The organism is Nostoc sp. DedQUE02 (genome assembly GCF_034531035.1).
Classification (GTDB): Bacteria; Cyanobacteriota; Cyanobacteriia; order Cyanobacteriales; family Nostocaceae; genus Nostoc.
Map to the genome: position 1 here is coordinate 66,966 of NZ_JAVRBY020000002.1, position 23,907 is coordinate 90,872.

The 23,907-nt window shown below is 38.3% G+C and carries 12 protein-coding genes and 1 pseudogene; 5 read left to right on the forward strand and 8 right to left on the reverse strand.

Annotated elements, in window-relative coordinates; genetic code table 11:
* Positions 1 to 4: 4 nt before the first annotated feature.
* The 3 genes from RMX98_RS02860 to RMX98_RS02870 form a co-directional block, all read right to left on the reverse strand.
* Positions 5 to 5,344, reverse strand: coding sequence for an AAA family ATPase (locus RMX98_RS02860; protein WP_322678169.1), 5,340 nt, complete (start codon positions 5,342 to 5,344; stop codon positions 5 to 7).
* A 208-nt stretch (positions 5,345 to 5,552) separates the two neighbouring features.
* The gene (locus RMX98_RS02865; protein WP_322678170.1) at positions 5,553 to 7,862 is read right to left on the reverse strand and encodes an NAD(P)-binding protein; all 2,310 of its coding nucleotides are present in this window, start codon (positions 7,860 to 7,862) and stop codon (positions 5,553 to 5,555) included.
* A 79-nt stretch (positions 7,863 to 7,941) separates the two neighbouring features.
* Positions 7,942 to 9,192 carry a hypothetical protein gene (locus RMX98_RS02870; RefSeq protein WP_322678171.1) on the reverse strand — a complete coding sequence of 417 codons (1,251 nt, stop codon included), beginning with the start codon at positions 9,190 to 9,192 and terminating at the stop codon, positions 7,942 to 7,944.
* A gap of 402 nt (positions 9,193 to 9,594) precedes the next feature.
* Between RMX98_RS02870 and RMX98_RS02875 the strand changes: the two genes are divergently transcribed.
* From RMX98_RS02875 to RMX98_RS02885, 3 genes are all read left to right on the forward strand, one after another.
* Entirely contained in the window at positions 9,595 to 10,908 is a 1,314-nt protein-coding gene (locus RMX98_RS02875) for an amino acid permease (RefSeq protein ID WP_322678172.1), read from the forward strand.
* Between the two features lie 212 nt (positions 10,909 to 11,120).
* A complete protein-coding gene (locus tag RMX98_RS02880; protein ID WP_322678173.1) occupies positions 11,121 to 11,708 on the forward strand; it encodes an RNA 2'-phosphotransferase in 588 nt (195 codons plus the stop codon).
* 321 nt (positions 11,709 to 12,029) lie between these two features.
* Positions 12,030 to 12,506 (forward strand): hypothetical protein, encoded by a 477-nt coding sequence (locus tag RMX98_RS02885; RefSeq protein WP_322678174.1) that lies wholly within the window; start codon positions 12,030 to 12,032, stop codon positions 12,504 to 12,506.
* Between the two features lie 284 nt (positions 12,507 to 12,790).
* Here the strand turns inward: RMX98_RS02885 and RMX98_RS02890 are convergent.
* Positions 12,791 to 12,925, reverse strand: a pseudogene (locus tag RMX98_RS02890) (IS5/IS1182 family transposase); the annotation flags it as partial.
* A 492-nt stretch (positions 12,926 to 13,417) separates the two neighbouring features.
* On the opposite strand from RMX98_RS02890, the gene RMX98_RS02895 reads away from it, so the two are divergent.
* A complete protein-coding gene (locus tag RMX98_RS02895) occupies positions 13,418 to 18,841 on the forward strand; it encodes an AAA family ATPase (RefSeq protein ID WP_322678175.1) in 5,424 nt (1,807 codons plus the stop codon).
* Between the two features lie 244 nt (positions 18,842 to 19,085).
* On the opposite strand, the gene RMX98_RS02900 is transcribed toward RMX98_RS02895, so the two are convergent.
* Together RMX98_RS02900 and RMX98_RS02905 are read right to left on the reverse strand one after the other, a co-directional pair.
* On the reverse strand, positions 19,086 to 19,781 hold the full coding sequence (locus RMX98_RS02900; RefSeq protein WP_322678176.1) for a pentapeptide repeat-containing protein: 696 nt from the start codon (positions 19,779 to 19,781) through the stop codon (positions 19,086 to 19,088).
* A gap of 271 nt (positions 19,782 to 20,052) precedes the next feature.
* The gene (locus tag RMX98_RS02905) at positions 20,053 to 20,235 is read right to left on the reverse strand and encodes a hypothetical protein (RefSeq protein ID WP_322678177.1); all 183 of its coding nucleotides are present in this window, start codon (positions 20,233 to 20,235) and stop codon (positions 20,053 to 20,055) included.
* Positions 20,236 to 21,079: 844 nt separating this feature from the next.
* Here RMX98_RS02905 and RMX98_RS02910 point away from each other — a divergent pair.
* On the forward strand, positions 21,080 to 22,654 hold the full coding sequence (locus RMX98_RS02910) for a hypothetical protein (RefSeq protein WP_322678178.1): 1,575 nt from the start codon (positions 21,080 to 21,082) through the stop codon (positions 22,652 to 22,654).
* Positions 22,655 to 22,760: 106 nt separating this feature from the next.
* Here RMX98_RS02910 and RMX98_RS02915 read toward each other — a convergent pair whose 3' ends face one another.
* Together RMX98_RS02915 and RMX98_RS02920 are read right to left on the reverse strand one after the other, a co-directional pair.
* A complete protein-coding gene (locus RMX98_RS02915; protein WP_322678179.1) occupies positions 22,761 to 23,321 on the reverse strand; it encodes a WcaF family extracellular polysaccharide biosynthesis acetyltransferase in 561 nt (186 codons plus the stop codon).
* A gap of 1 nt (position 23,322) precedes the next feature.
* A complete protein-coding gene (locus RMX98_RS02920; RefSeq protein ID WP_322678180.1) occupies positions 23,323 to 23,907 on the reverse strand; it encodes a YdcF family protein in 585 nt (194 codons plus the stop codon).

Genomic DNA, 23,907 nt, shown 5'->3' on the forward strand with positions numbered 1-23,907 from the left:
TATTCTAAATTACCTTTTGCCGACAGGGAATTTGAATGATAAACTCTGCGCCCTGTCCAGGTGCAGAAATGCACTCTATTGTACCGTGATGCTTGTCTACTACGATTTGATAAGTGATTGATAATCCTAAACCAGTACCTTGTCCTACAGGTTTAGTAGTGAAGAAAGGATCAAATATTCTTTGTCTAACGCTATCACTCATACCTACCCCATTATCTTTAATGGAAATGACGACCAAATCAGGATTGACTGCTTGGGTACGAATAGCGATCGCACTATAATTACTCTTAATCTCCTCTGCTTTTGTTTCCTGATTTAACTTTTCCAAAGCATCAATCGCATTATTGAGAATATTCATAAATACCTGATTTAGCTGCCCAGGATAACATTCAACTTTTGGCAAATCACCGTAATGTTTGATAATTTCAATTGCAGCCTGACCTGGTTTTACTTGGAGACGGCTTTGCAAAATTAATAAAGTGCTTTCAATCCCCTCATGAATGTTAACAGGTTTCATGTCAGCCTCATCTAAGCGAGAGAAATTACGCAATGTCAGCACAATTTCCCGAATGCGTTCCGTGCCACTTCTCATAGAAAATAAAGTTTTCGGCATATCTTCTTTAATAAAATTAACATCAATATTCTCTAAAAATTCTTCGATTTCTGGTGTTAATTTAGGATAAGTATTTTGATAAATATTAATTAAACCAAGTAAATCTTGTGTATAATTATCAATGTGAACTAAGTTGCCATGAATAAAACTTACAGGATTATTAATTTCATGAGCAATACCAGCAATCATTTGCCCCAAACTTGACATCTTTTCTGTTTGAATCAGTTGGGTTTGAGCTAGTTTCAATTCTTGCAGTGTTTGCTTTAATCGCGCATTTTTTTCATTTAATTGCTTGGTTCTTTGCTCTATCTTATCTTCTAAGTTAGCGTAGAGTTGGGCATTTTCTAAGGAAATAGCTGCTTGTGAAGATAGCATCTTTAATATTTGTATTCTATCGGAAGTAAATGCTCCCACTGTTAAATTATTTTCTAAATAAAGTAATCCAATTAATTTGCCTTGATTAATGATAGAAGTACATATAAGCGATTTAATCTGATTTTCAGCAATATATGGGTCTATCGTAAAACTTCCTTCATTACTGGCATCAGATAAAACCACATCTTTTTTAGTTCTAGTAACATAATTAATTATAGATATAGGTAGTTGCTGACTATTTTCTACTGGAATTGATTGACCAACAGTTAAATCATCTTGATCTACACTTGCTTTAGCTTCAATAAATAACTTGCCTGCTTTTTCTAAAAGTAAAATTCCAGTCTGAGCGCCAGCATTTTCAATCACAATTGTCATTAACTTTTCTAGCAAATTTTCTAATAAAATTACTTCTGATAAAGCTTGTGATGCTTTAATAACTGTGATTAAATCTAGCCCACTTGATTTTTCGTTAGCAGTGGAAGTAGTAATAGTATTATTTGTAAATGCTACTTGAGATTGAGTGGAAACCTTAGTAATTAATTCTGGGTATTTTAATTCCAAGTCCTTAAATTTAGCACTTGCTCCCCAACGACGATAACCATAGTGTGCCTTAGTCATATATAGGGATGCAAATTCATTTCTCCCTAGACTGAGATAAAATTCTGCTGCACATTCATAAGCTAGCGCCTCTTCATGAATATATCCATAATTATGAGCGCCTTTAATTGCGCGATCGTAGTATTCCATCGCTATCAATGCTTGTCCTAAAAATCGCGCTTTTTCTGCTTCTACTAGTTCATATTTGTGCTGATTATTTACAGGTGAGTGATCTGCCCATTGTTTTAATTGTTTTTGATTGTCTTCTACTTTTTCCATAGCAGTTTTTATATCTGTTTGGGAAGTAGTATTTAAACAGAGAGCCAACAATGCTAAAGAATAATAAAACTTATATTGAGGTAGATAAGTAGTTCCACTAGCTGCAACTTCATACTCTTGTGCTAATTGAGCATTTTTAACAGACTGAACATAATCTTTAAAGAAATAATTTAAAATAGTTTTGGCAAGATAAACATAAAATATAGCTGTAATATTTCCTGCCATTCTCTGCATTACCGATTCATTAAAACTATCACCATCTAAACAAGATTTATTATCCTGTCTTTTAATTAGCTCGATGACCATCTGTTTTAAAATCAGCAAACAAATTGTAAAATGCTCTTGCTGTATTTTATGCGCTAAATTAATATATTGTTCTAGTCTTTGTTCAACAATCTCTAAATTTTCTCCAATCCAAAAAGGATGCCAACAAACTAACAACCCATTGTAACCCACATACTCAATATCCCCCGTATCTAAACCACTTTGAACACCATCCTCTAAAGGTTCTATAGTTGCTTGAATATGTTCTTTCCAATGTCTAGCAAAAATATTAAATAAGGCGTACACTTTAGATTTAATTTCTTTAGCATTAAATTGATCTAAAATCTGTAAAGATAATTTACCAAAACGATATCCTGATTCAATATCCTTAAGAGGGCCACATAAAATTAGTCCATAAAAACCATAGGCATAAGCTGCAAAAGATGAATTGCCATACTGCACACATAAATCAACCATCGTAAAAGCAATCAATGGTAAAAGTGCAGGATCTGCTAAATAAGCGGGAGGCATGGCTGTCATTAGTATCCTCATGGCAGCTAGCTTATGAGCATCAGTCATTTCTGGGAGGTTGACTAATTCTTCAATTGTTAACTCTGTTGGCGGAGTTTGAGACAATGAAACTCCCAACATCTCTAGCACCTGTAAATCTAAATCTAATGCTTCTCGCATTCGATTTTGAGCTACATAAAACTGAATCTTTTTCTCATAGACTTTAACAGCATCAAGAATAGTTTTACTGTTACTTATAACACTCTCGAATAATGCTTCTGCTTGCTCAAAATTTGTATTTAAATATTCTGCCTCTACTGTTTCTACATGAAGGTCAAGAGTTAATTCATAATAGTTTTGCCAGCAATCGTTTGCAAGTAAGCTTAGACCTTGCCTCAGAAAACTTACAGCAGATTCGTAAGCAGCAGAATCTTTAGCTTTACGTCCCGAAATAAGATTTAACTCAGCTAGTTTATATCTTTCTTCGAGAGAACTAATTAATTCATTGCCGATATTCAACTGGTTAACAATATCGAAGACTTTTTCTTCTAGTAAGCCTTTTTCTATATTCTTTAATAGTAGTCTACCAATATTTAAATGAATCTCCTTTTTTTGCTCATCAGGTATTAATGCATAAGCCGCTTGTTGGACGCGATCGTGAAGAAATTTATAATCAATTACAAAAACATCAAGATGGTTTAATAGCTGTGGTTGTTTATAACTATCACTTAAAGGTATGACTAGACCAGCTTGTAGTGCTTCCCAAATATCTAATGCTGTGTCCTTCTGAGAATTTTCATTAATAGAACACAGGATATTGAAATTAAATCGATTACCAATACAGGCAGCTATTTTTAAAATATTTTGTGTAGTGCTTTTAAGTTTTTGAATTTTACCAATCATTAACTCAACAACATTATCAGCAATTCCTAACATTTGAATACGTTGAATATCCCATTGCCATTGACCAGTAACAAAGTTAACTAAAAGCAGATTTTCGTGATGGATAAATTTGAGTAATTGATTTATAAAAAATGGATTACCAGCAGTTTTATTAAAAATCAACTTTGCCAACTCTTTAGAATCCTCTAAGCTAGATTTTAGGCTATCGCTAACTAACTGATAAACATCAGTGATTTTTAAATTTTGACAATGAATAATCTTCACAGGACTACTATTTTTTTCAATTTCGCGCAAAATTAACATTAAAGGGTGACTGGTATCAACTTCATTATCTCGATAAGCTCCGATTATCAATAAATATTGAATTTCAGTATCTGTAGTCAATAACTGAATTAATTTTAATGAAGCTAAATCTGCCCATTGTAAATCATCTAAAAATACCACTAATGGATGCTCTTTTTGAGCAAACAAATTGATAAATTTTTGAAAAACCAAATTAAACCGATTTTGTGATTCTGCTGAAGATAGTTGTGGTACTTCTGGTTGTTTCCCGATAATGAGTTCTAGTTCAGGAATAACATCAATAATAATTTGAGCATTTGGAACTAGAGCCTCTAAAAGTTTTTCTTTCCAAGTGGCTAATTTTGCTTCACTTTCTGTTAGTAATTGCTGCATTAGCTCTTGAAATGCCTGAATCAGGGAAGCATAAGGAATATTGCGCTGAAATTGCTCAAATTTACCAGCAATAAAATATCCTCTATTTTTGATGACAGGTTTATGGATTTCATTCACTAATGCCGATTTTCCAATACCTGAATAACCTGCAACTAATATTAATTCTTTATTTCCTTGATTAACGTTTTCAAAAGCAGTCATTAAGATATCTATTTCTGCTTCTCGACCATACAACTTTTCAGGAATTTGTAATTGGCTAGACTGATCCTGCTGACCAATAGAAAATTCAATTATAGAATTAGTTTGCTCTAACTGCTTGAGACAATTTTCTAAATCAGCTTTAATCCCAAAAGCACTCTGATATCTTTCTTCAGCAGTTTTGCTAAGTAATTTCATAATAATTGCAGAAATTACTTGAGGTATTTCTGGAATTAACTGATCTATTGTTGTAGGTTGTCTGGCAATATGACAATGAACTAACTCCATTGGATCAATTACTTGAAACGGTAACTGACCTGTGAGCATTTCATAAAAAGTTACACCCAACGAATAGAAATCTGTGCGGTAATCAAGTGTTCGGTTCATTCTTCCTGTTTGCTCTGGAGACATATAGGCTAGAGTTCCTTCGAGCAAACTAGGATTATTGAGTTTGGGTTTTTCTTGAAAAAGTAGCGATGAGATAGAAAAATCAATAATTTTAACTTGATGAGTTTCTAAATTAACAATAATATTCTGTGGTTTAATATCTTTATGAATAATATAATTTTGGTGTAATTCACCTAAAGCTTGGGTAAGTTGAATGCCTATTTTGAGAAAATCAAGTAAATTAATTTTTTCCGCTTGGATAATTTTGTAGAGAGAATTACCATCAAAATTTTCTAGCACAATGGCAAAACCATTGTTATATTTTTCTAAACTATGAGCTTGAATAACTCCTGAAATATTTAAATCTTTGATTAGCTGATATTCATGTTTAAATGCCGCTATATCTTTTAATTCAGGGTATTCTGTTTTTAAAAGTTTAATAACTACTAATTTATTATCTTTATTTCTCGTGGCTCGATAAACAGCAGTTTTTGTTCCCTCATCAATTAATTCTATAATTTGGTAGTTAGATAATGTAATCATTTTTTATATTAGTAATTTAGACAATTTATTTATATATTAGAATAATTATTTTAATCATTCATAGAATAACAAATACATTTTTAAAGTCTGTTATGGCACAAACATTAAAAATGTATCAGATTACTAAAGTATATAGGTTGACAAAACCTATATAATGCTAATTTTTGTTGAGTTTTTCAAAATGCATCTCTTGAATTTGAATATACATTTATAACCAAGAATCCCACTCACCAACAATTTGTTTGGTGTATTTTATATGGAAGCATTGGTGTAAGATAGCTCGTGTTGCTTGCATTGCAGATATTACTGTAGCTTCCACGCAACCAGAATTGTAACCGTTGTTAATCCAGTCGCCAGCTAGGTAAAGGTTATCATATCCAGATTCATCAGTTTTGAGTCGATACTTGGTACTTCCAGGTACAGAAAGTACATAGCGTTCTGATGGGTTAATGTTAATTCGCCAGTATTGAGCTTTAAAGCGTTCTACTCCCTGACGGTTTTGAAAATCTACTAGTAAATTCCAATTTAAACCTTGGGGATTTTTAGGGTGAGTAGCATGAGGCCAAAGGTGTCCGATGTAATTGTTGAGGAAGTTAATTGCTTGTTGGTCTACTGTTTTTTGAGCTTTAGCTGGAAAATCATATTCTGTCTGGGGGGGAATCCCTGGATCTGCAATTACGCCAGTGAAATAAGCTACGTTATAAGGATAATGCTCAGAAGGCCAATTTTCTCGTTGTACTAACTCGCTCATATCTGCATAAACATCGAGTGGTTCAATATAAGCTCCTAATACGGGACTAGATTGTTGCCATCCCAATTGCGGTAAGGTAGGCTTAAGCCATATTTGTCCGCCTTGAGTAGTTACTGTCTTAACTTGAGTTAACATATCATGCCATTTTTGATGCGCTGGATTTTTTTTGGCATCGATTAGTTCACTGCAAATAGAGGGTAAAGCGGCTATAGAAATTCCCAGCAACACAATATCAAAATCATTGCCTTTAGTAAGGGTAATTTTGTCTACATTCTGCCAAGGTGTCCAATATGACTCAAGGTTAATTTCTTTATCTTGGAGTTTTTGGGCTTCTTCATCGACAATCTGATCGTAAAGAGGTTCACTAGGCCAACAACGAATGTCTTTAACTGTGATGAGTGGTTGATATTCTTGCTCTGGGTTTTTTAAGTTTACTTGGCGAGCTAAACTGATACTTGCAATTGATTGCTGATCTTTATCTAAGTGCAACTGATCGACAACATGGAAGAACTTGAATTTTACACCGCGACGCTTTAACACTTCGTATAGCGGAGTGATGACTACCTCCGCCATCCCTGATTGCATTTTCCACATGATTGCGCCATTGTATTTGAACAGGATGGTGGTGAGGACACGAATGGCTGTTCCGGCTGCTAGTTGCGGTTTATTGGTATTGCCTTCTGGAAAACCATAGACTAAATCGTATAAGACGCGAATAAATGCTGATTTAACGCTTGATTCCCTAGCTCCGTGTTTTCGTAGCCAGTCTCTGTAGTCGTACCCATCTAAACTGTCTAGAGAACGAAAATCAATTACCTCATCTACAAATAAACCCCGGATGTTTGCTAATGCTAGGTCGATAAGTGTGAAACGCCAAAAGATATCAGGATTTTGACCGTTTTTAAATTCTATCTTACGGATCAAGTGTTCTTTAAAACGGTCTATTAGCTTGAGAATTAATTCGTAATGTTCACGTCTATGAGTTTTGGTGTTTTTAGGCAGTGATTGAGCTAGATTGTAGGCAAGATTTAGAAACGTTTTTTCAGAAGTCAAGTCTAGGTTTACAAATATATCGCTAATGTATTGGTTAATATTGTTAAGCCATTTTCCCCAAAAAATAGGTTCTTGGAAAAATAACTGAATCAACTGGCTAGGAAATTGCAAAAGACTACTATCTGATAAAAATTCCATTACCTCTTTGCCTAATGCTATTTGTTTGGCAAGAGATGCTGAGGAACTTTTATCAGGATAAAATTGGTCGTAATATTCGATTTCTGCGTAAGTCTGAATGAGGAATTTGATGGTGGTACAGATATGTTCCCAAAGAGAAGAAATACCGCCACCTTTCCAAGGAACTAGAGAATTGGTAGGAAAGTTAAAAGGCAGATTTACCCAATTTTGATTGATGTATTCTTCTAAGACAATGAGACTGTGGGGTTTGAATGCGTCTTCTATGGTGCTGAAAGGGCCGTTGCCACCAAGTTCGTCGTAGCATTGGTTGAGTAGACGAAAGGCATTTTCATAGAATCCAAAAAAAATGTGCAGTCCATGTTCTTCGATGCGGTAGTCTGGTTCAGAATCAGGTGCATGGGGTTTGATGTTGCGTCCAGTTGCACATTTACCACCCAAACGCCAACCTGTTTGATAAATAGTAATGTCGTAGAGACTATCCCATCCTAGTTGACTGGTTAATTCATAAGCGGTGGTTAATGATGCCATTCCACCGCCTAAGATAGCGATCTTTTTTGGCTTAAAGGTTTTGGACATGGTTGTTTTTCTTTGGGTAGTAAGGGTAAAGAAGGAAGTAGAAGATAGAGAGGATAATTTACTCAGCACTAAGCACTCACTACTTTTTCTGTGGTGCTTCCCAAACGATTTTCCCGTCTTTGAGGATGAAGTCGAAATGTAGGACGAAACCAAGCTTGACGGCGATATTTACTGATTCGCTACCTGCGGGATAACCTTTGTCTAGTCCTAAATCTTGAACGATTGGTTGGCTAGCAAATTTATTAATTTTTAATTGAAATTGATCGCCAAAACCATTAAAACCAAAAAGTTTGCCGCCATAGAATGTTTGTAGTTGCATAGGAGATTCAACCAGTGCTTGATAGCAGGCTTTTTTACTATTTTCTACATCGCGGATTTGCTTGAGGGTAACGAGAGGGACGACTTTTTCTAAAAGATATTCGAGGAGATTAAAGGGTAACTGTAACCCAGGAACTGCAATCTCTTCATTGTTAAATAATAAGCTAGCGATCGCTCTTACTGCTTCTTCAAAAGTATCCCATGTTTTAATAGCTTGATGTTTAGCTCCTGTACTGATGCGTTGAACTTCTAGCAGGCGTGTATCTAGAGCTTGACTTGTAGGAGAAAATTCTTTAAATACTAAGGTATCTACGGTTAATAAATCCGGTTCTTGATTTAAGTCAGGAATCTGAAATTTACCAAGTTGTTTAAAGAAGCCGTAGACTTCTCTACCAGAAACTAAGATGGGAGAATTATTCACGTACAAGTAAGGCATGAAACAAGCTAGGCGTTCAGCAATAAATAAAGGCCCGACTCTTCTACCTACGACTGTTAACATCCAAAAGATGGCTTCTTCTTCATGCACAGTTCCTTTCTCATAGTCGGGTGGGTCAATAGAACTTAAAGAATCTATCTTGTTGAAAGTCAAGATGAGATAGTTTGTCGCTGGGCGATATTCAATCTCCCCGTTGTTGGGATCGTTGAGATATTTATCACACACCTCTTGTAACTTCGCCATTGAACCTTCAACGACAAAGCCGTACATTTTTGTGTCTTTGATTTCGTAAGGCTGATTAAATGCTTGTCCATCTGCCCGTTCTATATATTTGGGGTAGGGTAATTTGTTAACATCTCCGCTAAAGTAGTTTTTGAAAAAACTAGTAATATCTTGTTCCATATTTTTGCCTTTTAGCGCTAAATCTTGGAACAATTGATCCGGTTTTTGTTGTATTTTGGTAAGGTAATTTGTGAATTGTTGGGGTTCTTGAAGTAGGGCAGTAAATTCGCTAACAGCGCCTAAAGCCGTATGGAAACTTGTTTGTATTGTCTGCAAAGGGTTGTTGGTGCTCATCGGATTTTGGGTAATAAATGACAATTCTTCTTCAGCACAGAGTCTTGTTTGAAGTATTCCCTTTACACTGGCTTTTCTAACAAATGACTCAGACAGGTTTCAGTCCCCTTTGGGGGTAATAGTTAGTGGAAACCGCGCTAACATAAGCTATCGCTATTGCTGGTATAAAAATTTTCAATATAATTACGGTGTATGAAACTATGAGGCGATCGCCCCAAATGCTAAAGTAAAACTTAATTAAGTGCTATAAGTGACATTTACGCTGCCAAAGTAGTGTTAAGGATAAAGTTGCGATCGCTTATTTTCCACGATAATTAGGCTGAAAAAGCTCTAAAATCAAGGCTTTTACTAGTCAAATTTTCACATAGTAATATTGTTTTGGTTTAAGTACGGATATTGAGTATGGTTCCCATAAATACTTTTTTGAAAGATTCAAAGCAAGTCACTCGTTTGTTTTCCCATCTCGAATTTGATGGAAAAAAACTCAATCATCAACCGGGTAGTGTGTTGGGAAGTACTGCATTGATTGCTGGAACCACCGTTGGGGCTGGCATTCTCGCTTTACCAGCCGTTACCTTGCCATCTGGGATTGTGCCATCCACCTCTGGACTAATTGCTGTTTGGCTCTATGCTTTAGTTTCAGGGTTACTGATTGCAGAAGTTACCTTAAACACGATGCGAACAGAAGGGCATCCGAGTATAGGTTTTTTGGGAGTTGTTGAGAAAATCCTTGGTAAGCTGGGAGCGCGGCTTGCTGGTAGCGCATATTTATTTATGCACTATGCCCTCTTGGTGGCATATATCACCCAAGGAGGAGAGATTTTAGGAGGTGCGGCGGCAAAAGTTTGGGGTGTGCAGATATTGCCTGCGTGGGTAGGCACAACAACTTTCACGCTCTTATTTGGTGGTATTATGTATCTTGGACGGGAAAAGTTTATTGAGAAATTAAACAGCGCCTTTGTTGGAATTGTCATCGTTTCCTTCTTAGGACTATTATTTCTGGGAGGAAGGCATATTCAGAGTGCCCAACTATTATCTCAGAACTGGAGTGCCCTCGGCAGTGCCATTTCAGTTATGTCTGTGGCGCTGTTTTTCCAAAACGTTGTACCGTTGGTTGTGACGCAACTGGAAGGGGATGCCCGCAAAATTCGTCAATCTATCTTTATTGGTTCTGTAATTCCTTTAATTATGTTCTTGGCGTGGAATGCCGTAATTTTAGGAAGCATCAGTCCTAATATGCTACATGGTACATCTGATGCTAGAAGTGTTTTTGATCCACTGCAAATTCTTCGAGCAGGTAGCGCGGGGGAATGGTTAGGAGTGCTAGTATCCATTTTTTCAGAGTTTGCGATCGCTACATCATTTATTGGATTTGTCTACGGATTACTGGATTTGTTCAAAGATATTTTTCTGCCTGCACAGGGGCAACTTTCTAGTCGCTTACCTCTCTATTCGCTGGTTCTTTTCCCTCCTATGACTCTGGGAACGCTCAACCCCAGCATCTTTTTTACGGCCCTAGATTACACTGGAACATTTAGTATTTCAGTTCTCGGTGGAATTATTCCGGCATTAATGAGTTGGAAGCAACGTCAAGAACAAGAATCAGATAACATAAATCAACCACTCGTTCCTGGTGGAAGGGTGACACTCATTTTGATGATTGGAGTGGCATTAGCCATGATGGGAAGACAAATTCTGTCAATTTACACAAAGTAAAACCATCAATAAAAATTTTGATGTAACATAAAAAAATATCATTGTAGTATTATGATTCCCACAGTCATTGCACCCCCCAGCCCCTCCCCGCTCTTTGGGAGGGGAGACAAAGCATAGCTTTGGCGGGATAGGGTTCTTCCGGCTTAATAAGTAATCAAGCGAACATGATATACCAATGACCAATAACCAATGACCAATGACTACTTAATCAAATGAGTGATTCTCGTCTAGTTAAAATCAGTAAATATCTCAGCAAATATCTACGACACACACCGGATGCAATTGGAATTAAACTTGCTCCCGGTGGTTGGGTTACTGTTGATGAACTACTTAGTGCTTGTGCTAAAAACAAATTTCCGATTACTCGTCAGGAATTACAGGCGGTAGTTGAATTCAACGAGAAACAACGCTTTTCTTTTGATTCTACGGGTAATCTGATTCGTGCTAACCAAGGACATAGTGTAAAAGTCGATTTACAATTAGAACCTGTTGTTCCCCCAGATGAGCTTTATCACGGCACGGGACACAAATCTGTAGAGTCAATTATGCAAACAGGGCTTTGCAAAATGTCACGCCATCATGTCCATTTATCGAAGGAGATTGCAACAGCACAAAATGTTGGCGCAAGACATGGAAAACCAGTGGTTTTTGCTGTAAATACTATGGCAATGCATCAGGCAGGTTACATATTCTATTGTTCTGACAATGGTGTTTGGTTAGTAGATCATGTGCCACCTGAGTATCTACAAAAAATTAGAATTGGGGACTTGGGAGCGACAGATTTGGATAACGGTCAATAAGTTGGCATCTTGGAACCTTAGAGAGCGATCGCGCAATCGTCTATCGTTGCAGCGAGAGATGCTGGGACTGTAGAGCAGATATTCGTAGGGTAAAGTAAAAAAGAGCGATCGCACAATCCCTCTCAAGTCATAGATGCATTCTGTGCTGTGATAGAGGTTTTTTGGCTCCTACTTCAGTATTCTATTTAGATAAACAAATTGTTAGAGAAATCATAATTTTTCTACTCTCTACCTAATTTTTCGTACCTTTTACTTAGAGATAAACAATTTTTCAGGTCATATTGATAGCAGGTAAATAGTCTTACAATCACGATAGCAAACATGGATAACACAAACGAAGTTGATAGTACTAAAAAGAATTTGGATCAGCATAAACTAAGGAATAAAACTGATATGGATTCATCATCTAACGAAATAATACAGACAAATAAAACAATCAATATAGATGGTCAGCGTCCAGTCGATCCAAGTAATATAGAAATTAAAGAAACAATTAATATAGATGGTCAGCGCCCAATTGGGAAGAATGAAAATGATTATGATCAAACAATTAATATAGATGGTCAGCGCCCGATTGCTAAGAGCGCTTTTCAAGAATATGATACGCTAGCTGTAGACGGTAAGCGTCCAATCGACCCTAGTGATTTAGAGGTTGAGGAAATTCTTGATATAGACGGTCAACGTCCGATCGCTAAGAGTAATTTTCAAGTTCAGGATAGTCTAGAGATAGATGGTAGCCGCCCAATAACTTCAGATAATGCTGCTGAAGAGCAAATAACAACAGATTATATAGACTAAAATCACTAACTTCCTTGACACTGTAAAGTGGTAAATATAAAACAAGTGAGGTAATTTATACTCTCTTGTTTCATGCTTTTGCTAATTCGTTTAGTGTATCTAATAATAAAAGTACACAAGCTAAGTCTATTAGCCAGTTATAAAGCGTGTTTAACTCCTGAATTCTGAATTCTCCTGTATTATTTGCGTTTCAAAAGGAATCTGATACTAAAAGCACTTGATACCAAGATTCCCCACATCAAAAAAGGTTCAGGAACACTTAGAGCTGATTCGTAAACAAAAGCTTAAGATGCCATTCGCTTGATCATCAGACGAATCAATGAGCCATAAATCATTGCTTCACTTAACTCTGTGTACAACTCATAATCCTTGCTCAAACGCCGAAATCGATTAAGCCATCCAAATGTACGTTCGACAATCCGAGGCTTAAGAATTAACCATTCCGCATCACTTAAGTCACTTGGGTAGGGTTTGCGGTGCGGATTTTCTATCGCAGGTAGACGGCTCATACCATTTCTTTGTGAGGCTGCGCCAAATTCTCTTGGCTTCCTTCTTTCTTTCTTTGTGTCCTTTGCGCCCTTTGCGGTTCGTTCCTTATATAGTTTGGAGTTTGGCGCATCTTCATACAGAATTGGTATCATCGACAACAACATAACTTCACTCGATTTAGCCTATAACTTGAGTAAAGCCAGATTCAGTCTTCTTTAGGTTTTCTTTACGAATCAGCTCTTACGCAGAAAACCGAGATATATACACTGTATAAAAAATTTTGCTATCATTGCATGGGAGGACAGATTAGCTTCGTTAATCTTTCTTTAATCACCATTTTAAGAGTTAACTTGACTTGAATTCTGGGAACTATCATAGAAGCTACCAAAATCTATTAGAAAACAAAATTCAAACAAGTATTAATGTTTAAATTAATTGCTCACATCCCTGACTATAGTATTACAACTTTAATTTATGAAGCTGCTGCCACAGTAATTTATCGAGCCTACTCAAAGGCTAACGAACACTCAGTTGTTATCAAACTGCTCAAAGCAGAGTATCCCACTATCAAAGAGATTGCTCAACTCAAGCACGAATACGAAATTATCCAAAATCTAAATATTGCAGGTGTAATTAAAGCCCATGAATTAATCAGTTATGACAACGGTTACAATAATGGTCTAGCACTGGTTTTAGAAGACTTTGGTGGAGAAACCTTAAAACATCAAATATCTACTAAAGGGATTGAACTTACAAAATTTCTTAACATTGCCGAGCAAATTACTGAAACTTTGGGAGAGTTACATACCCACCACATTATCCATAAGGATCTTAAGCCCGAAAATATTCTTTATAACCCCAATACCGAAAAAATAAAACTGATTGATTTCAGCATCGCTTCGCTGTTATCAAAAGAAAGCCCAGAAATTAGTAGCCTCAACCTTCTAGAAGGAACACTGGCTTATATGTCGCCAGAGCAAACCGGACGTATCAACCGAACCTTAGATTATCGTACAGATTTTTACTCATTAGGTGTCAGTTTCTACGAAATGCTGACGGGTCAGCTTCCCTTCCCCAATGCTCAAGACTCAATGGAGTTAGTGCATTGTCACATTGCAAAAATTCCAGTAGCTCCGCACGAGATTAATCCTAATGTACCATTGGCAATCTCTGCGATCGCTATGAAACTTCTGAGTAAAACTGCTGAAGACCGTTACCAAAGTGCTTACGGGTTAAAGGCTGACCTAGAACAAGCAGCGATACAACTGCAAACAAAAGGCAGCATTGACCTTTTTAGCTTAGGGCAGCAAGATTTTTCGCATCAATTCCAAATAGCTCAAAAACTTTACGGTCGGGAAGTAGAAGTGGCAGCTTTAATGGCTGCCTTTGAAAAAGTTAGCCTTGGTTCGAGTGAAGTTGTATTGGTAGGAGGATATTCAGGTATTGGCAAATCCTCACTAGTTAACGAAGTTCACAAACCGATTGTCCGGCAACGAGGTTACTTCATTGGTGGTAAATTTGACCAACTCAAGCGAGATATTCCTTATGCTTCTTTGATTCAAGCATTTCGAGAATTGATGCGACAACTGTTAGCTGAAAGCCAAGCCAGAGTTGAGGTTTGGAAAAATAAATTGCTACAAGCACTGGGAGTTAACGGTCAAGTTATTATTGATGTCATCCCAGAAGTAGAACTGATTATTGGGCAGCAAGCACCTGTACCGCAGTTAGGAGTTGCTGAGTCTCAAAACCGTTTTAATCGGGTGTTTAAGCAATTTATCCATGCCTTTACTGCTGCGGAACATCCTTTAGTACTGTTTTTAGATGATCTCCAATGGGCAGATGCTGCCTCTATAAAGCTAGTCGAGAATTTGATGACTGACCTAGAAAGTCAGTATCTATTGCTGATTGGGGCTTACCGAGATAACGAAGTTAGTCCCACCCATCCACTGATATTAATGCTAGAGGCAATTCGAGCATCTGGGGCAACTGTTGAAGAGTTGCTTTTGAAGCCATTAGCAACACCTCATATTACTCAACTAGTTTCTGATACGTTCAATTGCGAATCATCTCAAGCAGAACCTTTAGCTGATTTGCTATTCCAAAAAACCCAAGGTAATCCTTTTTTCTTAACTCAGTTACTAAAAGTATTGCATCAAGATAATCTCTTGAAATTCGATTATCGTTCGGGTTTATGGCAGTGGGATCTCAACAAAATTCAGTCACAAGCCATTACCGATAATGTAGTCGATTTAATGGTGAATAAAATTCAGCGATTGTCACAACCAACGCAGCAAGTTTTACAATTAGCTGCTTGTGTTGGCAACCGTTTTAATTTAGAAATGCTAGCTGTAGTCAACGAAAAATCTCCATCAGCAACAGCAATTGATTTGTGGTCAGCTTTACGAGCGGGATTAATTCTTCCTTTGAGCGATACTTACAAAATTCCTCAGTTGTTAAATCAGTCGGAATTGGCAACGTACTGCGATACTGCGGTACAAGTTGACTATAAGTTTTTGCACGATCGCGTTCAGCAAGCTGCCTATTCTTTAATTCCAATCGATCAGCAAAAACAAGTACACCTGAAGATAGGAAAGTTACTATTACATAATACTGAAAAATCCCAGTTAGAAGAACACCTTTTTGATATCGTCAACCATCTCAATGCTGGCGGTTCATTGATTGTGGAAACAGTAGAAAAATATGAACTGGCAGAATTAAATCTGAAAGCAGGTCAACGAGCAAAATCATCTTCGGCGTTTGTAACTGCACTCAATTTGCTAGAAACAGGGGTGAGCTATCTACCTGAAAATAGCTGGCAAGATAATTATTTACTTACCTTAAATTTATATTTACAATCTGGAGAAGCCGAATTTTTAAATGGTAAATATGAGGAAGCTTTGCTAATTTTTGAGCAAACTTTCAGGCAGGTAAAAACTACTCTTGATATGTGTCGAGTGAATGAATATCGGATTATGTGTTATCGGATGGAAAATGATTTAAACTCCGCTTATAAAATTGGGTTAAATACTTTGGAGCTTTTAGGTTTTGAGTTTACAGCTTATCCCGATGATGCATATCTATTGAAAAAACTTAATCATACTAAGGAAGTTATTGGCGATCGCTCAACTTTTAGTCTCGCAGAACTACCATCAATGCAAGACGAAGAGAAGCTAATGGCTCAACGCATCTTAAAAGAAGTCTGGCCTATTGCTTACTTTTTAGGATCTAAAGCGTTGCATATCACATCGATGAACATAACTCAACTTTCAGTTCAGTATGGCAACTCCCGAATTTCAGTATTTGGCTATATGCTTTATGCTTTTAATCTGGTGTTTCAATACGGTGAAGTTGATTCAGGTTATGAGTTTGGCGAACTATCTTTGCATTTGCATGAAATTTTAAGAACTAAGGAATTAGAAGCAAATATTCTGAATATGTGGGGCGGTTTGGTTTGTCATTATAAAGATCATATTAGCGAGAGTAAACCTTATTTATTGAAGGGATTTAATAGTGGTTTAGAAACAGGTTCTTATCAATGGTCTGGTTATTGTTCAGTTAATTTTTTATGGCAATCATTATTTGGAAATGAATCTTTAGAAAAAACCGCAGAGATAGCCGAAGATTTTATTCCTAGCCTCCGCAAGATTGACAAAAATATGTTGAACTACCATCTGCTGGCTATGGAAGCGATCGCTAACCTAACTAAGCCAGGAGAAAAGATTGACGAACTTGTTGGAACTTGGGCAGATGAACGGCAAGTCCTAGAGTTTGCATTGGCATCTTCAGATATGTTGAGTGCATTTGTAGTTTACATCTATAAACTTGCGCTCTGTAACTGGTATGGAGAATTTATCAAAGCTGTTGAGTATGCAGACAATGCCGAAAAATATGTAGGGGGAGCGCGAGGGATTTTTATTAATCCTGTTTTCTATTTTCAGCAAAGTATTGCCTTAGCAGGGGCTTATGCAGAGGTAGATACAGAAACTCAAGTTATTTATCTGGATAAACTAAATGTCAACTTAGAAAAATTCCAGCAATGGGCAATGCACTGCCCAACTAATTATCAACACAAATTTCTGCTGATTAAAGCTGAAATTGCTCGGATTCACCAACAAGATTATCAGGCAATGGAGCTGTATGACAAGGCGATCGCTTCTGCTGCCGAAAACGGTTATTTACAAAATGAAGCCTTAGCAAACGAACTCGCATTTCGATTTTACTTAGCCAAGGATAGGAAAAACTTTGCCAAAGTTTATTTAAAAGAAGCCCGCTATGGCTATTTAAAGTGGGAAGCTACAGGTAAAGTTCGGCAACTGGACGAACAATATTCGCAACTTTTTAGAGGTACAGTCGAGCGGCGTACCGCTACAAAGCAGATTCAGGATATTGCTGAAGCTAAAACCCAAACTCTAGATTTAAGCACAGCGATTAAAGCGTCTCAAGCACTCTCAAGCGAGATGGAGTTAAATCCTCTGCTGGAGAAAATGATGACGATCGCGATCGAGAATGCTGGGGCCCAAATGGGTTATCTACTTGTAAAACGGGAGAACCAGTGGGTGATTGAAGCCGAAGGAAGCATTGATCGAGATGAAGTGACAGTGCGATCGTCAAGTCTGTTTCAAGTAAAGCATAAACTACCAGTTTTGCTGATTAACTATGTTGAAAGAACAAAAGAAAATTTGGTTTTAGACGATGCTAGCCACACAGAACGTTTTGTGAGTGACAATTATATTGTTGCCAATCAACCCAAATCAATTTTGTGTTTGCCTTTCTCTCATCAGGGTAAGCTAACTGGAGTTCTTTACCTGGAAAATAACCTCACTACCGGAGTTTTTACCGCAGAGCGATTAGAAGTACTAAACTTATTGACTTCGCAAGTTTCCATCTCTATAGAAAATGCTCGGCTCTACACAAATTTGCACATATACTCCCAGGAGTTAGAGATTTCGGAGACACAAGCGCGTGAGAAAGCAAAGCAGCTAGAGCACACACTTGATGAATTGAAGCTTACCCAGTCCCAGATGGTGCAAAGCGAAAAAATGTCTAGCCTGGGGCAGTTGGTGGCAGGCGTTGCTCACGAAATCAATAACCCAGTCAGCTTTATCTACGGCAACCTGACTTACGTAAATAATTATGTCAAAGATTTGATGAGTGTAGTACAACTTTATCAGCAGCAAAACCAGAATTTACCGCCTAAAGTTCAGAATGAAATAGATGCACTTGACTTAGATTTTTTGATGGAAGACTTACCTAAGCTGTTGGCTTCCATGAAAGTGGGAACTGATCGCATTCGCCAAATTGTATTATCTTTACGAAACTTTTCCCGCCTAGACGAAGCTGAAGTCAAAGCCGTTGATATCCATGAGGGCATTGATAGCACCCTAATGATTTTGCAAAATCGGCTCAAACCCCAACCAGACTCTCCCGGAATTCAGGTAATACAGGAGTACGGCAACCTGCCACCTGTAGAGTGCTACCCTGGACAGTTGAATCAGGTATTTATGAACCTGCTCGCAAATGCGATCGACTCTTTGGAAGAATTTAACAAACATCGGACTTATGCCGATATTGCACATCAGCCAAGTATCATTACAATTCGTACTACTGTTGAAGGCGATTTTGCCGTCATCCGCATTGCTGACAACGGTTCTGGTATCAGTGAAGATGTGCAGCGCCAACTCTTCACACCCTTTTTTACTACCAAAACTGTTGGTAAAGGCACTGGCTTAGGGTTATCTATTAGTTACCAGATTGTGACTAAAAAGCATCGAGGAAAGTTGAAATGTGTATCAGTTTTAGGAGGAGGGGCTGAATTTATTGTTTCTATTCCCCTTCACTCTCAGTAGAATCCCTAACACTGTATGGTTAGAATCCCATAAATATGATGAATTATAAATCGTAAATCCCCACATTGCGATCGCTTCTAGGCACGATTATTAGACTTCTTGGCATTTGTCGGGAAAAGGGGAAGATGGGGTTCCCTCTGGGGATAAGGGGTGGGGGGAAGGGGAAAAGGTTCTATATTGTCCCTTTCCCCTTTAACCTTTACCCTTTTCCCCCCTCTTGCAAAAAGCACAAATGCCAAGAGGTCTATTGTCTAGCAAAAGCCAAGTCACTCTCAATTAACTTGGCATCTGTTAGGTTAGCCCCACTCAAATTGCACAAGTGAAAATTTGCCCCTCTTAGGTCTGCTAATGCGAGATTAGCTCCTGTTAAATCTGCATTAGTGAGGTTAACTTCACTTAAGTTAGCGCTACTTAGGTTAGCACCTCTAAGTGAAGCTTGTTGCAAGTTTGCCCCACTTAGATTTGTCCTCATTAGATATGCCTTACTGAGGTCGGCTCCACTTAAATTAGCAAGGCTTAGGTCTGCTGCTGTTAAATCAGCTTTACTGAGATTAGCTTTACTTAGGTCTGCCCAACTCAGCTTTGCATAACTTAGATTAATTTCACTCAGCTTCGCTGATCCAAGTACTGCACACCTCAAATTAGCATTAATAAAATTTCTTTCTCCTATTGCATAACGGCGTAAAATTTCATCAGTTGTTACTCTGTCTAAAATAGCTTTTGAAGCACCTTGGTAACACCATGTAGCTTCTAATAGTTTAGCAGCAGTGTTAACAGCTACCTCATCATCAGCAGCCACAATTACACCATTGCAACCATCCCACTGAGCGTTAAGCATCAGGGCAATCTCACTAGCGGCAGCAATTGAGTCAAATAATAAAACAGAGTCTTTGTGCCCTTTCAACCAGTTATTCCAAATAATCGAGATAATATTTTTCATTTTTATAAGTTTTGGCACTTTCAAACGATTACGGCTTTAAGTTCTAGATATTAATCATGCCTCTTTTTTTCGCTACTTTGTGACAGAGCGCTGTACAAAGACCTACAACACTGATGCAGCCTATTTACAGCGCCCAGTCACAAAACAGTTACACTCGACTTAAGTACAAATGTCTGCAAAAAGTGAATTACCTACACCGCCTGAGTAGAGGTCAGTGTAAGCTTCTAGCGTTTTAACACTACCAGAACTGCTTTCTATTTTTAGCTAACTTCTAAGCAGCTGAATCTGAGCGTTCTATTTGCTGCCGAATGGTATCAATAGAAGCATTAATGCCAGCCAGTTTGGACTCTAAATCATCTCGCATCCAAATCAAGAATCTTAATTTCCGCTCTAAGCTAGCTTTGTGCGAAATGGGTTCGCTTCCATAACAGACATTACCCCAAAAAGGAAACATAGTTTACCTCTGCATTTAGCTTTTGTAAGAGTGCAATATATTGCACCACTACATTCTGACTAATAACAATCAGACTGATATGTGTAACAACCGACCATTATTGTACGTGCTTAACGAATGCTTGCTAAAAATCATCTCTTGATAATTATTTAGTTTGTATATTTTGAACACCTGAGACTAATTACGGTCTATCCTACCCGAATTGATGGATTTCCGCTTTCTCGTCTAAGGGTTTTCACTGCCTTTTTTATGCTTTTTTGGTGTTTGTCGCCTTTATCGGATGAGTGATTGTTTGTGAAACCTATCTTGGTTCTTGTCAGATTTTGGTGATGATGAAAGGTTACGCACTTTAAGGCAGAAGGCAGGAGGCTCAGTTGGCAGAAGGTTTTAAAACGTTTTCTTATCCGGGCATGGGATTTGTGACTTCATTCTTGCGATCGCTTACGGCTTTCTTATGATACAGATGTTCTATAATCCAAGCAGAGCTTCAATTGTGGTAATTTTTCCTTCCTCTGCCCTTTGCCGTCTGCCTTCTGCCTTACCCCAACCGAGATCACCAAAAGTTGCCAAGAACCCCTATCTTGTTCTTGGCTTTTATGTCTGGCTTTCCCTCTTCTTCTCTGTATCTTCACATAATTGGGTCAATTTTAAATTTTCAAATAAGCCCTCTAAGGGAGTCACAGACTAGTTTTGAAGTTTTCGGAGACGTTTAGTAAGAGAAATTACCCTTGACTGATCAAGGAACAAGTCAGATTATGACTACTGTAAGGTGTAAGGAGACTTAATGATAAAGCTTCATTTACGTTCAATGCGCTCGAGTATTTCCTCTGCGCTTAGCTTTGCTATGACTCTGAGTATGGCCGTTAACACGCCACTATATGCTCAAACCCTCACTTCACAATCGACTCCGTTAGATCACCTTAAGGCCGCACCTCGACCTGTATTTAAAAAAGGCAATACTCTGTTACCTTTGGGTCAAGCACATTGCGGGCTATCGAAAGATACTTACATTGAATTAGCTAACTATTGGGGATACGGACTACCAATAGAGAAGGCCGATTTGACAAAAGTTGCCCTAGCTAATCCTGGTCGCTATCAACCTGTAGTTATGGTAGGAGGACTGTATAGATTTTATGATAACTACGATGGGCGTAACTCCGATCTTCCCAAGCTGCCACCGAACACCTGGATACGTGACAAAAATGGGAACATCATTTTTGAAGGTGGCCGAGCAAAAGTGAGTCCTGCCGCACCAAATGAGACATTTGAAATCATCGGTAATTATTACGGTCAACAGTTAGGTCAATTAGAGAAATCTGCTGGCCAACCTATCAAGTTGATAGTTAACGAAGGTGAGAGTGGGCTTTGGATTGTTGCTGAAGCTTCAGAGGAGTTCGTAAGACAAGACCCGACAGTCAATGCAGATTTTAACAACTCTGGTCTGAACGACTGGTTCGCCTACATATCTCGGAACAAAGCACGACAGGAAAGAGTTCTAAAAGAGGCTCTATTTAAGCGCTTGCAATCTAGACCAGTTTATTCATGGTATCAAGAACAATACGGTACTGAGCGTGGTCGCTGGGCTGGATGGCCTTGGTATATGTTCTTGTACGAGCATTTCCTAGACTCTTCTCGCAAACCAATAGTATCTGACTATACTGCACCAGAGATGTATTATAATTTTCATAACTCTGGTTGGAGTGGTATACAACCAGATCATTTGGTGCCATGGGACGCATTGACGCAAGCACTAAATAATATCTCTGGGGCAATCAGTCTGGGACAGAAGTTTACTTATCCTTGGACAAGTATGGGTTGGGAAGGTCAACCAATCTCCAGTCCTGATAGCTTTATGGGTATGATGAAAACTTACTACACCGCAGGAGCGATCGGGTCTGTGACCATGTATCCTGTATGCAGTGGATCGTTGTGGCAGGCACTCTACTATAACAAGCCAATTGGTGCTACAACTCCCACACTGATTCGGCAATTAACAATACAAGGTCATGTACATGCATTGTTCTCACATTTGGAAGAGTACTTGCGTAGGGGCGACCTTTTGCCAGGGCCAAATCTGCATCCCTATCAAAGCTCGACTAAGATATTGCCAGCAATGGAGTTCCCTGCGGAAGGTCAGACAACGCAAGTACAAGGTAATTGGGGGGGACCTGTTACAATACCAACAGCTCGTGTGCTGGCACGCAAAATTCAAGGCGAAGATCGTTGGCTAGTTACTGCTTGGGCGAATGTGGGCAGTGACCGCGATGTGAAGGTGAAAATTGATAACAAACTGGGAACTCTGACTTTACGTGCTAGAAAGGCGGGGTCTGTGTATGTCGTCAAACTTGTAAATGGTCTGGTTCAACAGACTCTGATAGATTCTGATGCTATGAACCCGACTAAGTTTTTGTCTCCTTAATATCAGAACTCACGCACAAAGGTTATCTGTTCAGATTGGGTGTAAGGGTGTAGGAATAATTCTTAACTCTTGTAGAAACGCGATTAATCGCGTTTCTACTCCTAACTCAGCACTCAGCACTCTCAATACCCAATTTCCGTTGCTTTATGGCTTGAGCCGGATTACCTGCATAAATTGTCATTGGCTCTAAAGAACTACTAGTTACTCCCCCTAAGGTAAGCACTGCTCCCCGACCAACAGTAACTCCTGGACCAATTATTGCCTTAGCTGCAATCCAACTACTTTCTTGAATGTAAATAGGTGCAGTAATCAGTTTAAAATCAGGATGGTTCCAATTGTGATTGCCAGTACAGAGATAAACACCTTGAGATAGACATACATGACTTTCAATAGTTACTGGAGCAAGGTTATCAATCCAAGCATCTTCTCCAATCCATACATGATCCCCAACTATCAATCGCCAAGGGAATTTGATGCGAACTCCTGGCTTTATCCGGACACCTTGACCAATTTTTGCTCCAAAAGTACGAAGTAGCAAAACTTTTAAGCCTGACATGGGAAGCAAATCACTTTGTACTAGGGGTGAACCCAAAAAGTACCACAGAAGTTGCTTCCAGTAAGGTGCGCCAGGAATATAATTACCGACTGTGTAGCAATTTAGATGCATATTAGGGTAAATCAATAGCAGCCTGAAAGCTGGTTCCTGTATGACCTGTGACAATCCAAAGTAGAGAGCGCCCTAGATCGCGAATAATAGGAGAAATAGTTTCTTTTTTAGATTGATCTGATGGTACAGAAATTGGCGTAAATGCAATACCTTGGCTACCAAGAATTAGGGTGGCGATCGCCTTGGCTCTAGGCATATGATAATCGGAGGTAATTAGGTAAATATGGTGTATATGTTTACCCTTGAGTTCGGGGACAACTGTAGTAAAGTTTGTAACAGTATCAACAGCACGGTAATCAAGGTGAAGACGGTTTTGTGATATACCAGCAGCCTGAAAAATCGGTCGCACTAGTTTAGGTGGAGTACCTGAAGAAACCCAAACTTCTAAAGAAGGATACCAACGAGCAATTTCAGCAGCAGTCTGTTCTCGATCTGTCCAACCACCAAGGGTGAGTATAGCTTGCGGTTGAGGGGCTTGGTAAAGGGCGATCGCTATATCCAGGGGAATGATAGCTAGCAAAATCAGGATAAGGCCTGTAAGAAAAAAAATCCAATATTTTTTTAGTTGGCGATGAAAGCGATTCAC

What these genes read in the sequence shown, in the direction of transcription:
- RMX98_RS02910 (WP_322678178.1), top strand. Translation starts at nt 21,080, where the DNA reads ATGACTCTGAGTATGGCCGTTAACACGCCACTATATGCTCAAACCCTC.
- RMX98_RS02870 (WP_322678171.1), bottom strand. Translation starts at nt 9,192, where the DNA reads ATGAGCACCAACAACCCTTTGCAGACAATACAAACAAGTTTCCATACG.
- RMX98_RS02875 (WP_322678172.1), top strand. Translation starts at nt 9,595, where the DNA reads ATGGTTCCCATAAATACTTTTTTGAAAGATTCAAAGCAAGTCACTCGT.
- RMX98_RS02900 (WP_322678176.1), bottom strand. Translation starts at nt 19,781, where the DNA reads ATGAAAAATATTATCTCGATTATTTGGAATAACTGGTTGAAAGGGCAC.
- RMX98_RS02905 (WP_322678177.1), bottom strand. Translation starts at nt 20,235, where the DNA reads ATGTTTCCTTTTTGGGGTAATGTCTGTTATGGAAGCGAACCCATTTCG.
- RMX98_RS02865 (WP_322678170.1), bottom strand. Translation starts at nt 7,862, where the DNA reads ATGTCCAAAACCTTTAAGCCAAAAAAGATCGCTATCTTAGGCGGTGGA.
- RMX98_RS02880 (WP_322678173.1), top strand. Translation starts at nt 11,121, where the DNA reads ATGAGTGATTCTCGTCTAGTTAAAATCAGTAAATATCTCAGCAAATAT.
- RMX98_RS02885 (WP_322678174.1), top strand. Translation starts at nt 12,030, where the DNA reads ATGGATAACACAAACGAAGTTGATAGTACTAAAAAGAATTTGGATCAG.
- RMX98_RS02895 (WP_322678175.1), top strand. Translation starts at nt 13,418, where the DNA reads ATGTTTAAATTAATTGCTCACATCCCTGACTATAGTATTACAACTTTA.
- RMX98_RS02915 (WP_322678179.1), bottom strand. Translation starts at nt 23,321, where the DNA reads ATGCATCTAAATTGCTACACAGTCGGTAATTATATTCCTGGCGCACCT.
- RMX98_RS02860 (WP_322678169.1), bottom strand. Translation starts at nt 5,344, where the DNA reads ATGATTACATTATCTAACTACCAAATTATAGAATTAATTGATGAGGGA.